General features: G+C 54.5%; 11 protein-coding genes and 2 tRNA genes. 5 read left to right on the top strand and 8 right to left on the bottom strand.

Features of this window, described 5'->3' with window-relative positions; all coding sequences use genetic code 11:
* The 3 genes from QZ298_RS00005 to QZ298_RS00015 form a co-directional block, all read right to left on the bottom strand.
* Window positions 1-1342: TolC family protein (locus tag QZ298_RS00005; RefSeq protein ID WP_296004422.1), on the bottom strand; the 1342-nt coding region annotated here is incomplete at its 3' end.
* A 5-nt stretch (window positions 1343-1347) separates the two neighbouring features.
* Complete coding sequence (locus QZ298_RS00010; RefSeq protein ID WP_296004424.1) at window positions 1348-4533, bottom strand: efflux RND transporter permease subunit; 3186 nt, start codon at window positions 4531-4533, stop codon at window positions 1348-1350.
* Window positions 4534-4536: 3 nt separating this feature from the next.
* The gene (locus QZ298_RS00015; protein WP_296004425.1) at window positions 4537-5691 is read right to left on the bottom strand and encodes an efflux RND transporter periplasmic adaptor subunit; all 1155 of its coding nucleotides are present in this window, start codon (window positions 5689-5691) and stop codon (window positions 4537-4539) included.
* Between the two features lie 152 nt (window positions 5692-5843).
* Between QZ298_RS00015 and QZ298_RS00020 the strand changes: the two genes are divergently transcribed.
* From QZ298_RS00020 to gpmA, 3 genes are all read left to right on the top strand, one after another.
* Window positions 5844-6692, top strand: a complete 849-nt coding sequence (locus QZ298_RS00020; protein WP_296004427.1) for an AraC family transcriptional regulator — start codon at window positions 5844-5846, stop codon at window positions 6690-6692.
* A gap of 93 nt (window positions 6693-6785) precedes the next feature.
* Window positions 6786-7802 carry a 2-hydroxyacid dehydrogenase gene (locus QZ298_RS00025; protein ID WP_296004429.1) on the top strand — a complete coding sequence of 339 codons (1017 nt, stop codon included), beginning with the start codon at window positions 6786-6788 and terminating at the stop codon, window positions 7800-7802.
* Between the two features lie 20 nt (window positions 7803-7822).
* Entirely contained in the window at window positions 7823-8566 is a 744-nt protein-coding gene (gpmA, locus tag QZ298_RS00030) for a 2,3-diphosphoglycerate-dependent phosphoglycerate mutase (protein ID WP_296004431.1), read from the top strand.
* 58 nt (window positions 8567-8624) lie between these two features.
* On the opposite strand, the gene QZ298_RS00035 is transcribed toward gpmA, so the two are convergent.
* From QZ298_RS00035 to QZ298_RS00050, 4 genes are all read right to left on the bottom strand, one after another.
* Window positions 8625-8710, bottom strand: a tRNA-Leu gene (locus QZ298_RS00035).
* A 96-nt stretch (window positions 8711-8806) separates the two neighbouring features.
* Entirely contained in the window at window positions 8807-9052 is a 246-nt protein-coding gene (locus QZ298_RS00040) for a hypothetical protein (RefSeq protein ID WP_296004434.1), read from the bottom strand.
* Window positions 9053-9092: 40 nt separating this feature from the next.
* Entirely contained in the window at window positions 9093-9605 is a 513-nt protein-coding gene (locus QZ298_RS00045; protein WP_296004436.1) for a hypothetical protein, read from the bottom strand.
* A gap of 79 nt (window positions 9606-9684) precedes the next feature.
* Window positions 9685-10674: an acyl-CoA reductase gene (locus tag QZ298_RS00050; protein WP_296004438.1), complete on the bottom strand. Its 990-nt coding sequence runs from the start codon at window positions 10672-10674 to the stop codon at window positions 9685-9687.
* Window positions 10675-10797: 123 nt separating this feature from the next.
* On the opposite strand from QZ298_RS00050, the gene QZ298_RS00055 reads away from it, so the two are divergent.
* A complete protein-coding gene (locus tag QZ298_RS00055; protein WP_296004440.1) occupies window positions 10798-11400 on the top strand; it encodes a nitroreductase family protein in 603 nt (200 codons plus the stop codon).
* Between the two features lie 1245 nt (window positions 11401-12645).
* A complete protein-coding gene (locus QZ298_RS00060; RefSeq protein ID WP_296004441.1) occupies window positions 12646-13557 on the top strand; it encodes a hypothetical protein in 912 nt (303 codons plus the stop codon).
* 493 nt (window positions 13558-14050) lie between these two features.
* Here the strand turns inward: QZ298_RS00060 and QZ298_RS00065 are convergent.
* Window positions 14051-14123 (bottom strand) — tRNA-Gly (locus QZ298_RS00065).
* Window positions 14124-14768: the final 645 nt, after the last annotated feature.

The raw sequence follows: 14768 nt of genomic DNA on the forward strand, positions 1-14768 counted from the left end.
CGCCCAGTGCCTGGTAGAGGTGGACGACGCCCTGGATTTCGTCGAAGCGGTCGGCGATCTGCGCCAACTGAGCCGAAAGCAACGATTGCTGGGCCGTCAGGACTTCAAGATAGGTGGTCGACGAGTGTTGCATGAGCAGTTCGGTGCTTGCTACGGCGCGTTCCATGGCTTCGATCTGTTTCTGGCGCAGGTCGGTTTTGGCCCGGGCCGATTGGTATTGTGTCAAAGCATTGTTTACCTCGGCACCCGCATTGAGCAGCGTTTGCTGGAAAGAGAGTCGCGATTCTTCCTGCTGTGCTTTCATGATTTTTACGCGGGCACGGTTGGCGCCGGCATTGAAAATCGGTTGCAGCAGCGATGCGGCAGCATTGAGCAACAATTTGCCCGGATTGACGATCAGCGATCCTGCATTGTTCGTCCAGCCGGCCGTGCCGCTCAGCGTGATCGACGGATAGAGTGCCGAACGGGCCTCGGCCGTCGCATAATAGGCCTGCATGAGGGCGAATTCGGCGGCACGAACGTCGGGACGGTTCGAAAGCATCTGCACCGGAACGCCTACGACCAGATTATCGGGCATGCGTTGCGCATACAGGCGGCCGCGCTCGATGGGCTGAGGAACGCGCCCCAAGATCGAGCAAAGGTTGTTTTCGACCTGCCGGATTTGGTAGGCGATGTCGTGCAGCGATGCTTCCATCGAGTAATATGTGCCTTCGTATTGGGCTACGCCTGCTTCGTTGGTCATGCCGGCATCTTTCATGGCGCGCATGGTCTCCACGCTTTTGCGCCACTTGTCGGCGGTTTCGCGAGTCACTTCTTCCTGACTATCGAGCATCAATAGCGTGTAATAAAGGTTCGCTACGCTGGCGATCAGTTGTGCGCGGACGGCTTGGCGGTATTCCTTGCTCTGGGCATAGACCGCCTTCGACTTGCGCTTGGCATTGGTCAGCGAGTTGAAGATGTCGATCTGCCAACTTGCCGTGACCGGAATGGTGTAGGCCTTGCTTGCCGGGCTGTTGTCGAAACTGCTGATCGAACCTTGGGGCGCGAAGTTGAATGACGGCAGATAGGCCAGCCGAGCCGACTTGAGCGCTGCTTCGGCCTCTTTCATTCGCCAATGGGCCGATTGCAAATCGGTGTTGTTGTCGAGCGCCTCCTCGATGAGCGCCTGCAACTGCGGATCGGTAAATGCCTCCCGCCAGTCCATGTTGCCGAACGTGGCCGTGTCGACGCTTTCGGCCGTGCCGTACAGTCCGTCGGTCTGTATTTCGGGCCGCGTATAGGGTTTGTAGATGCCGCAGCCAGTCATTGCGACTGCCAGGCATGCGATGATTATCTTTTTCATATCAACTACTCCTCTTTCTCGTTTTTGCACTCCTCGACCTCGGCGCGCACCGACCATTGGGGCGCGGGATCGAACTCCAGGGGCTTGATCTTCTCCTGCAAGGTCTGGAACACGATGAACAGCGACGGCACGAGGAACAGCAGTGCCAGCGTTCCGACGATCATGCCACCCACTACGCCCGTTCCGAGCGTCGAGTTGCCGTTGGCGCCTACGCCGCTGGCCAGAACCAGCGGGATCATGCCGAAGACCATCGTCAGCACGGTCATCAAGATCGGGCGCAGACGTACTTTTGCAGCCGATACGGCGGCCTGCGTAAGCGACATGCCCGCACGACGGCGGTCGCCGGCATATTCGGTCAGCAGGATGGCCGTCTTCGCGAGCAGACCGATCAACATGATAAGACCTGTTTGCAGATAGATATTGTTCTCCAGCCCCATCATCTTGGCAAAGAGGAACGAACCCATCAGACCGCACGGTACCGACAGAATGACGGCGAACGGAATGATGAAACTTTCATACAGGGCGCTCAAAATGAGGTATATGAGCAGAATGCAGATACCGAAGATGATCGTCGTGTTGCTGCCCGTCTGGGCCTCTTCGCGCGTGATGCCGCCGAACTCGTAACCATAGCCCTTGGGCAGCACTTGTGCCGCTGTCTCGCGGATCGCCTCGATGGCATCGCCCGACGAATAACCGTCGGCCGCCGTGCCTGTCACGGCGATCGAGTTGTAGAGGTTGAAACGGTTCAATACCTCGGGGCCATAAATCTTGGTCAGCTTCACGAACTGGCTGATCGGGGCCATCTCGCCGTTCTGCATGCGTACGAATACGTTATCGAGCGATTCGGTATCCATGCGATATTTCGGATCGGCCTGGAGCATCACGCGGTAAACTTTCGAGAACCGGTTGATGTTCGAGACGTACTGACCGCCATAGTAACCCGAGAGGGTCGACAAAATCTCTGTCGGCGAGATGCCGGCGCGTTTGGCTTTCGCCGCGTCGATGTCCACTACATATTGCGGGAAGTTGATGTTGAACGTAGAATAGGCGCGGCCGATTTCCGGGCGCTGGTTCAATGCTCCGATGAATTGCAGGTAGACATTGTAGAAGTCGGCGATCTTACCGCCGGCACGGTCTTGCAGATACATGTTGAAACCGGTGGAGGTGCCGTAACCCGAAATCATCGGAGGTGCGACGGCGAAGATCTGCGCGTTCTTGATGTCGGCTGTACGGGCATAGATTTGGCCGATCACTGCGTTGACGGCGTCCTCCTTGTCGGGACGTTTTTCCCAGTCCTTGAGTTTGATAATGCACATGCCGTAAGAGTTGCCCTGGCCGGCGATCATGCCGTAACCGGCTACCTGGTTGAAATCGCGCACCTGCGGAATAGACTGCAAACGACGTCCGACCTCTTTCATTACCTCGTCCGTCTCGGAAAGCGAGGTGCCCGGGGCGGTGGTTACGTTGACCATGATCGTGCCCTGGTCTTCGTCGGGCACCAGACCTGTCTTGGTCGTGTTCATCAACAGCACCAATGCTGCGAATGCAAGACCGAGGGTTGCCCATGTCAGCCATTTGCGTTTGATGAAGAACATCACGCCATGCTTGTATTTGTTGATCATGGCGTTGAATGCCGTGTTGAAAGCCTTGCGGAAACGGGAGGCGAAGTTGTTGCGCATTTCGCCGTTCTCGTCGAGATAGGGTTTCATGATCAGAGCGCAGAGCGCCGGCGAGAGGGTCAAGGCATTCAAGGCCGAGATACCTACGGCCACGGCCATGGTCAGACCGAACTGCGTGTAAAAGACGCCCGATGTGCCGCCCATCATCGCTACGGGAATGAACACGGCCATGAAGACCAGCGTCGATGTGATGATGGCCGACGTGATGCCCGACATGGCGTCGATCGTGGCCATGTACGACGATTTGTAACCGGCGTCGAACCGTGCCTGCACCGCTTCGACCACGATGATGGCGTCGTCGACGACCGTACCGATGGCAAGCACCAGCGCGAAGAGCGTCAGGAGGTTGATCGAGAATCCGGCGATCGAAAGGAAAGCGAACGTTCCGATCAGGGCGACCAGGATCGAGACCGTGGGGATCAATGTCGAGCGGATATCCTGCAAGAATACGTATACCACCAATACCACCAGCAAGATAGCTTCGAAGAGGGTTTTGATTACCTCATTGATCGAAGCATAGAGGAAGTCGTTGACGTTCTGAAGACTCACGATTTCGATCCCTTTCGGAAGTTCCGTGCGGATTTCGTCCAGCAGGTCTTCGATATCCTCCACCACCTGCGTGGCGTTCGACCCTGCGGTCTGGAACACCATTGCTGCGATGCCCGGGTGGCCGTTGGCGTAGCCCTTGTAGGCATACGATTCTCCGCCCAACTCGATGTCGGCCACATCTTTCAGATGCAACACCTGGCCGTCGGCTGTCGAACGGATGACGATTTCGCCGAACTCCTCGGGCGTTATCTTGCGGCCGCGGTACTTCATGGTATATTGGAATGCGTTGTCCGAGTTCTCGCCCAATTGTCCCGCCGCCGATTCGATGTTCTGCTCGGCCAGGGCGTAGGTAATGTCCGAAGGCACCAGCCCGTATTGGGCCATCACGTCCGGCTTGAGCCATATGCGCATGGCGTAGTCGGCGCCCAGAGCGAAGAATTCGCCGACGCCCTGGATGCGTTGCATGCGGGGTTTGATGTTGATGTTCATGTAGTTGGCCAGGAATACCTCGTCATACGAGTCGTCCGGGCTGTTGAGCGCGAAGACCCGCAGCATGGAGGTCTGACGCTTCATGGCCGTGACGCCGATCTTCGTGACCTCGGCGGGGAGGGCGCCGGTGGCCGTGGCCACACGGTTCTGCACGTTGACCGTAGCCATGTCGGGGTCGGTGCCTTGCTTGAAATAGACCGAAATGGAAGCCGAGCCGGCATTCGATGCGTCGGACTGGATGTAGAGCATGTTTTCCACACCGTTGATCGCTTCCTCTAAAGGTACGACTACCGATTTCTGGATGGTTTCGGCGCTGGCGCCCGGATAGGAGGCGCGCACCATGACTGTCGGTGGCGCAATGTCGGGGTACTGCTCCACAGGCAGCGTCGCCAGACCGATCAAACCGGCGATGACGATGACGATCGATAGGACGGACGCCAGAACGGGGCGTTCGATGAAATGTCTCAGTGTCATGGGCTATTCCTCCTTTACGCTTGAGGTTTCGGTAGCGGTTTCGGCGTTAGGACGGGCCGTAGGAGCCTGCTTGGCTACGATCGGCGTGCCTTCGCGCAGCAGGCCGACACCCTCGGCTACGATCGTCTCGCCCGGGGTAAGGCCCGACTTGACGATGTACTCCCTGCCGTTGGATATCTTCTCCACGTCGATCATGCTTGAGACGGCCTTGCCGTCGACTACCTTATATACATAAACCTTGTCCTGGATTTCGAACGTGGCATTCTGCGGCACAACGATGCAGTCGTGGAAAATCGCGGGCAGCACGATGTTGCCCGAGCCGCCGCTGTGCAGCAGGCCGTTCTTGTTGGGGAAGACGGCGCGCAGCTGCACGGTGCCCGTCGTCATGTCGATCACGCCGCTGATGGACTCCACGCGTCCGGCCTGGTCGTAGAGCGAGCCGTCGTTGAGCAGCAGCCGTACGTCGGGCATGTTTTTCAGCGTATTGTCGATCGAACCGTAACGGCGTGCCAATTCCAGCAGCCGGTTTTCGGTCATCGAGAAATAGACGTACATTTCCGAACTATCCGAAACGGTGGTCAGTTTTGCCGAAGGGCCGACCAGCGCACCTACGCGGAACGGCAGCGTGCCCACCACTCCGTTCGACGGAGCCTTTACCACCGTGTAGGAGAGGTTGTTGGCTGCGTTCACGCGTTGCGCCTCGGCCTGGGCCAGTTGCGCCTGGGCCGTCAGCAGCGAGTTCTTGGCCGTCGCCAGGTCGAATTTCGAGACCACTTTTTTGGCATACAATTCCTTTTTGCTATCATAGACGAGCTGTGCCGTAGCCACCCCAGCCTTGGCTGCCGCCACGTTGGCCTCGGCCGTCTGGAGCGCAGCCTTGTAGGGCACTTGGTCGATGATGAAAAGCGTTTGATCTTTGGTCACGCTTTCGCCTTCCGTCACGCAGAGTTCCGAGATCGTGCCCGAAACTTGAGGATAGATGTCGATATCTTGTCGTCCGCGGATGGTCGCCGAGTAATTGGTCGGGATTTCGCGGTCGGTCGTAGCGACGGTCAACACGGCATACTGGCCGGGCGCCATGGTCGCAGGGGCCTGTCCGCAGCCGGATGCTGCCATGCAGCCGGCCGCCACGATTGCTTTCACGAGAGTCTGCTTCATAAATCTTTCCTTTGAATTTTTCCGTTGCAAAAGTATGCTAAATAAACGGACTTCTGGTCTTTATATTGCGAAAAGTGTTGTTCGTTTTCGGAATAAAATTTGTCGAAATATGAGGGATTTCGCTATTTTTGTCCAAAAAAAGAAATAAACGTATGCTTTCTGTCGATCCGTTGGTCACTACGCAAGAGGAACAGTTCGTGGTCGGAAATTCCGATTTTATGTTTTACAACAACTATGTGTCGCGTTGCGGAGGCTGCGTGTTCGCGTTTTGCACCCAAGGAAGCGCCGAAATTACGGTCAATCACTATCGGGGTGCCGTGAGCCGCGGGACGGCGTTTTTCCTGGTGCCGGGAGCCATGCTGATGTTTACCGGGCGAACCGAGGATTTCCGCATGAATTATTGCGTCTGCTCCAAAGAGATGTTTGCAGAGGCGGCTTTCCGACTTGAGCCGGCATTTTTCCATGTTCTGCGTGAATATCCGATCACGGTCATGACCGAGGAGATGATTCAAGGGTGCGAAGCGTGGTTCCGAATGATGGAATATACTTATCACGACAGAGCCAACGTCTACCGCAATACGATCATCCGCAACCGTCTGCAAAATATGCTCTTGGAGTATTATGATAAATATCAGCGGCGTTTATCTTATGGAGTGCAGCCGGTCAAGAGACAGTCGCGGCAGGCCGAGCTGTTCCATAGGTTTGTCGAACTGACCCACGAATATTGTTTGCAGAGACGCGATGTGGCTTTCTATGCCGATCGGTTGTGTATTTCGACCCGTTATCTTTCGACTGTCGTACGCAGCATAGCCCATAGTTCGGTCAAGGAGTTCGTCGACCGTGCGGTCGTGCTGGAAATCAAGATGTTGTTGCAGTCGTCCGATCTCTCGGTGCAAGAGATCGCCTACCGGCTCCATTTTCCCGACCAGTCCTATTTGGGGCGGTATTTCAAGAACCACACGGGCATGTCGCCGACCGAATATCGCAACGCACGGAAGTAATCTCTCCCCTCCTCCCGTCTCTTTCCTGTCGCTTCGGGCCTTGGTTTTTCAGGCCCGAAAATTGCTGTTGCAGTGCGAAAAGACCGCACAATTATGAGAATCATTTTTTTCGGCGTGCAACCTTACGACCGCGAATCGTTCGAGCAGGCCGGCGCTTCGCAGGACTTCGAAATATGTTACCACCGCAGCCATCTGAACGTCAATAATGTGTCGCTGGCCCAAGGCGCCGATGCCGTCTGCATCTTCGTCAACGACACGGCCGATGCCGAGACGATCCGGCTGTTGGCCGGCATGGGCGTCCGGCTGATCGCGCTGCGTTGCGCCGGGTTCAACAATGTCGATCTCGCAGCTGCGGCCCGCCACGGCATCGTCGTGGTGCGGGTTCCGGCCTATTCGCCCCATGCGGTGGCCGAGCACGCCGTGGCCTTGATGCTGGCGCTCAACCGCAAGATACACCGGGCCTACTGGCGTACGCGGGACGGCAATTTCTCGTTGCATGGGTTGCTGGGGTTCGACATGTTCGGCAAAACGGCCGGCGTGATCGGCGCCGGCAGAATCGCCCGCGAGTTGATCCGCATCCTCAAAGGCTTCGGCATGGAGGTGCTGGTTCACGATTTGCATCCCGATCCGGCTTATGCTGCCGATGCTGGTATTGCCTATGTCTCGCTGGATGACCTCTATGCCCGATCCGATGTCATTTCGCTGCATTGCCCGCTGACCGACAATACGCGTTACATGATCGGCGACGTGGCCATCGAACGGATGAAGCCGGGCGTGATGCTCATCAATACCGGCCGCGGGCAGCTGATCCACACCGAGGCGTTGATCGACGGCTTGAAGGAGAAGAAGATCGGAGCCGCGGGGCTGGATGTCTACGAGGAGGAGGCCGGCTATTTCTACGAAGATACCTCGGATCGGATCATGGACGACGACGTGCTGGCGCGTCTGCTGTCGTTCAACAATGTGATCGTTACCTCGCACCAAGGGTTTTTCACTCAAGAGGCGTTGGACAACATCGCATGCGTGACGATGGACAACATCGCCCGATTCGCAGCAGGTAAAAAACCGATCAACGAAGTGTGCGCCGAACCGGTCGGCGGGCGGGTCTGAATATTACGAAGCCAAGAAATATGAAAAGAATCGTTTTGCTCCGCCATGGCGAGAGCGTGTGGAACCGCGAAAACCGGTTTACGGGCTGGACGGACGTCGATCTGAGCGAGCGCGGCGTGCGGGAGGCGTCCGAAGCCGGGGAATTGCTCCGGCGCGAGGGTTTCCGGTTCGGATATGCTTATACTTCTTTTTTGAAACGGGCGGTCAAGACGCTCGATGCGGTGCTTGACAAGCTGGATCAAGATTGGATTCCGGTGGCCAAAAGCTGGCGGCTCAACGAAAAGCATTACGGGGCCTTGCAGGGGCTGAACAAACGCGAGACTGCCGAGAAGTTCGGCGATGAGCAGGTGTTGCTCTGGCGGCGCAGTTTCGATGTGGCACCCGATCCGTTGGCGGCGGACGATCCGCGCAATCCTCGCTTCGATCTTCGTTACCGCGAAGTGCCGCAGGCCGAATTGCCGCTTACCGAATCGCTGTCCACGACCGTGGCCCGCACGCTGCCCTATTGGCAATGCGAAATCCTGCCCCGGCTGGCATATTGCGACACGCTGCTGGTCGTGGCCCACGGCAACAGCTTGCGCGGAATCGTCAAGCATCTGAAAGGCATCTCGGACGACGCCATCGCGGAACTGAATCTGCCGACGGCCGCACCTTATGTGTTCGAATTCGACGACGAATCGAACGTTGTCAACGATTATTTCCTGGGCGATCCCGAGAAAGTGGCTGCGGCAATGGCTGCCGTTGCGGCGCAGGGAAAGAAGTAGAACCGAGTTTGGAAAAAGGAAAAGACAACTTGCCGCAACGGCAAGTTGTCTTTTTGTGTACTCGGAACGGGAATCGAACCCGTACGACCATTGCTGGTCACAGGATTTTAAGTCCGGCGTGTCTACCTATTCCACCATCCGAGCGACCTCTCCTTGGAAAGAGCGACGGCAAAAGTAGCAAAAAAACACGACTTCGCAAACTTTATGGGGACGGGACGTTGTGAAGCCGGATGTTGCAACTCAACGGCCGGAAGTCCGGTAAGTCTTTGGATGACGGATGCGGACGGGCGGCAGGATGGGTTGTAGAACGGACAGCAGGATGGACAGCAGGATGGGCGGCAGGACGGGCGGCAGGACGGGTTGTAGGACGGACAGCAGGACGGACAGCAGGACGGACAGCAGGACGGACAGCAGGACGGGCGGCAGGACGGACAGCAGGATGGGCGGCAGGACGGGCGGCAGGATGGGTTGTAGAACGGACAGCATATCATGCTCCGGAGAATCCCCTGCCCTGCCCTTTCGGGCGTCAATATTCGTCGTCGTAGGCGTCGTCGCCTTCGAAGTCGCTGAAGTCGCCCATCGCGTCGTCGAAAATCGACCCGTCGTCCGAATCTCCGCTTTTCGAGGGATCGTACTGATCGGGTGCCTCGGCCCGGGCATAGATTTCGCGAGGATACGAAGCCTCCTTGTCGGTCTCGTAGGTGCCCGTCAACTCCAAAAAATAGGCCCGGTCGCCGAACAGATCGAACAGATAGATCAGCCGGTCGCGGTTGTTGTGGATGATCTGCCCCAGTGTCACGCGCTCCATGGCTTCGGGAGCGTCGTCGCCCTCCTCGCCCATCTCCATGCTGGTAAATTCGCGCAACTTTTCCCACCGGTCGTCGGCTGTGAAAAACGACGCCATGCACTCTTCGTATTCGAGCGAGGAGAGGATGAAGCGATGGAAATCGAGCAGCGTCGTGTCGTATTGCACTTCGTAATCGCGTACGAAGTTGTCGTTTTCGTCGCTGAGCATGCGGAATCTGAAAATCATTGACATATAGGGAAGATATTTATGATGCAAATATAAAACTTTTCGTCGTAAAAATTGTTGTATATAAGGAGTTTTGCGGTATTGGTCATTCTACCTCCCGGGTCAGCCACGCCATCACGTCGCGGTCGTCGGGCCAGTCGGTCAGCGCGGGCGATTGTGCGCATCCGAATCCGGCGCGCCGGCTGTGGGCGACCGCTTCTGTGACAACGCATTGTATTTCATCGTCGTGGGCCGCCAGCCAGGCTTCCGTCTCGGACAGATCCCGATAATAGGTGTATGCGATGCGGCTCAACGAGGTCGGGAACCCGTCCTGCTCGACGGCTACGGCGCATCCCAGGTCGACGAACGGCTGTCCGGTCATGGTCAGCAGGGCGCGTGTGCGCAGGTAGTCGTTGCGGAATTTGGGATTCATCGGAGGCATCGGCAGCCGGAGCCGGTATCCTTCGGGCAAAAAGAGCCGCGAGACGTTGCGGCATCCCAATCCGGAGTAGGCCCACAGATCGTCGGCCAGTCCGGCGAGCTGTTCGGGCGTCTCGCGGCCCGAGAGGACGGCGACCGATTGGCGATGGCCGCGCAGCAAGGCGGGAATGCCGGCGTATCGGGCCTGGAAATGGCGGCGGGCATTGTTGCTGCCGGTGGCGATTACGGCATCGACCGCCGAGGGGCCGTCGTGGAATTCGATGGCGACATGCGGATCGATCGCACGCAACGTCTCCACGATATATTGCATCAGTACGGTGTCTTTGCCCGAGGGCTTGATGACGCAGCGATGCCCTGCCGCTACCACGCATAGCAAGTCGAAAAAACCGACCAGCGGAATGTTGCCGGCCATGATGACCAATATGCGGCGCGGCGCGGCGACCGGCACAGAATAGGCGCTCAGCCATGCTTCGAGTACTTCGCGACGGAGCATCCGTTCGGTAATGGCTTCAACAGCCCGGCAGATTTCGCGGGGCGAAAACCAGTTGTTGGCCCGACATGCTTCTGCGATGATCTGCTGGGTTTCGGTGTTGAGACCGAAATCGCGGAGCCGCTCGCCCAAAGCGCTGAAAAGTTCGATGGCATGTTCTTTCATGACGGCAAAGATAATATTTCAGAACAAAAATATGGACTGCGGGACACGTTTCTCTGGAAAGAAATGTTGCTGGCGAGTGAGTGTTGCGCTATTTTTGCTGTTGTCCGGAAAAACGATCCGACCATGGAAAGAAGTTGCAGAGATGCTTTGTTGCGCCGTCGCAGCTATTATGCGTTGTCGGCCGATTCGCCGATTACCGATGCGCAGATCGAAGAAATCGTGCGTTTTGCAGTCAAGCATGTGCCCTCGGCGTTCAACTCGCAGTCGACGCGCCTGGTACTGCTGCTGCACGAACACCATGCGGCGTTGTGGAAGATCGTGAAACGCACCCTGCACAGCATGGTTGCCGAAGAGGCGTTCGCCCGCACGGCCCAAAAAGTCGATCGTGGATTTGCGGCGGGCTACGGCACGGTGCTTTTCTACGAAGATACGGCTGTCGTACGGTCGCTGCAACAGCGTTTTCCGCTCTATGCGGGAAATTTTCATGACTGGTCGGAACATACTTCGGCCATGCACCAGCTGGCGGTCTGGACTCTGTTGGAAGATGCCGGTTTCGGGGCGTCGTTGCAACATTACAACCCGCTTATCGACAAGGAAGTGCGCACGAAATGGCACCTGCCCGAAGAATGGCGGCTGATTGCTCAGATGCCTTTCGGATTGCCTGCGGGCGAACCTCCGGTAAAGAACTTCGAACCGGTCGAAGCCCGCATGCGGGTATTCCGATAATATTCATCGTTTGTTCTTTCGAAGCCTCTCGGTATTCGTTATATTCGTTTTTTTTGTTTTTGCCGGCGGATTAGTCTTTGTGCCGTCGGGTGCAACATGGGTGGTTGCAAGAGTTTGAAAGCATAAAGAGCCTTGCGTGATGATTTATTTCGATTGCTTATAGCGGATTTTTCGGTGTAGCTGCTGCGTTTAGGGGATTTTGACCGAGAGAACCGCGATAGTTTCGTAGATTTGGTTCTGGATGACAATTTCATCCATAAGATTAGGTTCGATACAAATACACGTGAAAGAAATAACAAAGAGAAGCCGAAAAGAATCTCTTTTCGGCTTCTCTTTGTTTCTCAATGTGGCAATTCTTCAAAAATCAATATTTGCTTTATATTCTATTTTTCATAATCGATGTCATGAAAAAAGTCCTCTAAAGAAATATTGTAGAAATTACATAAAACGGTCAACAAAACTACCGTAATATTTGTCGTTCCCACTTCATACAAACCTACGTTAACTCCGGTTTGATCGGTAACCACTTCTTGAGTATAGCCCCGTTCAATCCGCAGCTGCTTTAACCGACGTGCAATAGAGCGTAATAACGTATCGTTTGTGTGCTTCACTTTGAATTTTTTGCAAAAAACACTCCGATTTCCGCTTTTTTGCTCCTATGATTTCGTAGGAATAAAGAAATATAACACTATATTTGTTGGCGAATTACCAATGTTCATATTAATTATGCTAACTTTGCGATTAAATAGTTCGGCATAGGCCGACGGACATAATTAAAGAGCAGCAACTCTTTATACCGCAACAGAAAAATTAGGAACTTTTCAAAGGTTAAGGTATAAATGTTGCCAGCCCTTGGTATGTTCCGTCCAGAAATGGACGGGACTTGCAAGGGCGCGGTGCATTTCTTAACCTTGGGTCTTCCTAATACCTTCTGTTCGGAATGTTATCGCGTCCCTTGCTTTTTATTTCAACTCGGGCGCAATTACCAACGCTCATTCCGGCGAGTTATGACGTCCGGCGCCCTCCGAACACCCCAAGACATAAGGTTTGTATCCTCGGCTTCCCGAGCCGCGGATGGACGCGGTATGCGGATTTGTTCGGAAGCCGGATGGCGTCAACCCCAACGACAGATGCTACGGCCCGATACCCCGAATTTTTTGTGCAATTATTTATTGTATTTCAGCAGCTGCCAGACGCTCGGAAGCGATATGCCGGAGACTTTCGCTTTCAAAACATTCGATCCCCATGACTGAGGTGCCCTATACCATCGGTTTTCTGGGCGGGTTCAGGGATTATCGCCACAACTCGGATTTCATTGATAACGCACTCGATTATTATTGTGGGCGGCATGCGCGTTTGCGTGTCTTAGTGTCGCCGACAACCGAGGGCGAAACACGCCTTGCAACACGCATTCTTGCAGCCCGGAGAAGTCGCCCGGAGATAGAGGTCGTTTCGGTCATTGCAACCGCACACCTGCGAAGCTATGAAAGAAGCGGCACGAGTTCGACGGTTACGCATCGCAATCGGATAATTGCAGCATCCGACCACTATGTTGTACTCAATGAAACATCTTGCGGCGGCTATACGGAACAACTCTACAATCTGTTCGTCGAGCAATGCGATTTGATTCTCTATAATTGCGTGCAGGATGCGAAAAAGGATCGACTGCTGTCGCATGTTCGACAATTTAGCGTTCCGGTTCCGATAGCGTTTCTTCCGAAGTTTACAGCGGCCGCAACGGACATCGAAAAAGTACTCGATGCAAGTTTGAACTTCATTCGGTCCAATGACTTTCGCGTGCCGGCCGAGAAACTGCCGCAGGTGTTTCTGTGCAGCTGGACGTCGCAGCCCGGGCAGGAGCGTTATGCCCATATTTCCAGCCTGGATGACGTGGCTGCCGTATTTCGACTGGACGACAAAAACATACAACTTAAAGTATTCGCCTATGCGCTGGCTGTTCATGCGAACTTCTGGGCCGACCCGGAATGCTGCGATGCCGACAGTGTGCATGTGCTCTACCGTCTCTTTTGCCGGCAGCTCGACCGGATTGCCCTTGCCCGCGCATCGGGACAACCGTCCGAACGGTTCGAGTTGTTCGACTTCGACCGACAACTGAAAGATATTTACCGCCAATCGCGCGTGGCCGTCCGACCATAAAATCTCTTGAAATCTATTTATCCATCTCGTTGTCGAAGCCGATACCAATGCAGAGAATGAGGTAAACAGAAAAAGGGAGCGGAGTGCGAGGCTCATAACCTTGTGCCCGTTAAAATACCCCGGTTTCCTGCCACCCGACTTGAAGACCGGGGATGAGGGAACCTATTCATCGGCGGACTGCGCACTCTTGCAATCAAAACGCAGACCACGATGGAGTTCCCTCATTTTTATAAGTCCAAATTAGTCCAACTCGTCTCCGACGAAATCAGCAAGACCTATGCAGAATAGCGATATGCTTTTTCGATAACCGAAAAAGCGATGATAATAACGTATAATTCGTTATCTTTACATCGAGGTCTTTATCAAGTGAAGGCTATTGTAAGACAGAGCGGAAGATCGGTTAACAAATCGTTACGCGGTAAAAGGCCACCTCGCCGCAACTCGCTGACCTACAAAAGAAAAGAGGATCGAATGATCGATCCTCCTGTTTTTGAGCGGAAAACGAGACTCGAACTCGCGACCCCAACCTTGGCAAGGTTGTGCTCTACCAACTGAGCTATTTCCGCAAAACAAACCCTCAAAAGGAAAAACTCCTGCTTTGGGACTGCAAATATAAACCTAAAAATCAAAACATCAAAATTATTTGACGAAAAATAAGCGGATGAAAAATATCTACCCAGCAAAATCCAAGAGCCAAACGCCGGTAAACCAAGACGAGCAATAGAATTGCCGGCCAGATAAAAAGGATAAAATACTACCCAAACGAGAGAAAAAGACCGGGTTAAAAACAGCCGGGCGGCATAAAATGGAAAAAGGACAAGAGGCCTAAATATTTTTCGCATGCTCCTTTTAGCTCCCTATTTGGTGGCGTATGTAATGCCAAAATCTCCCGAATGATTTCGGGAGATTTTACACACACAAACATTGACAATAAGCAACAAGGCATGGCCGAAATTCCATTGTTGCAGTTACAAAGATCGGTAAAAGTCGCGGATCGGACAATCGCTATTTTCAGGTATTTTTTCATTCGGATACTTGTGGAATTTCCTTCTTGCAGAGTTTTGTTTTTGTAATCCGAAAATATCCATTATCTTTGCACAAGTAATTTTAGTGGGGATAGTCGCGTTCCGGGCATCTCGATTCGGGTTTTGCTTCGGCTTGCACTATCTTTGCAGACAATCCATTGCCCGATGTCCGTCGGGTTTCAGAAA

This window comes from uncultured Alistipes sp. (assembly GCF_910580175.1).
GTDB lineage: Bacteria > Bacteroidota > Bacteroidia > Bacteroidales > Rikenellaceae > Alistipes.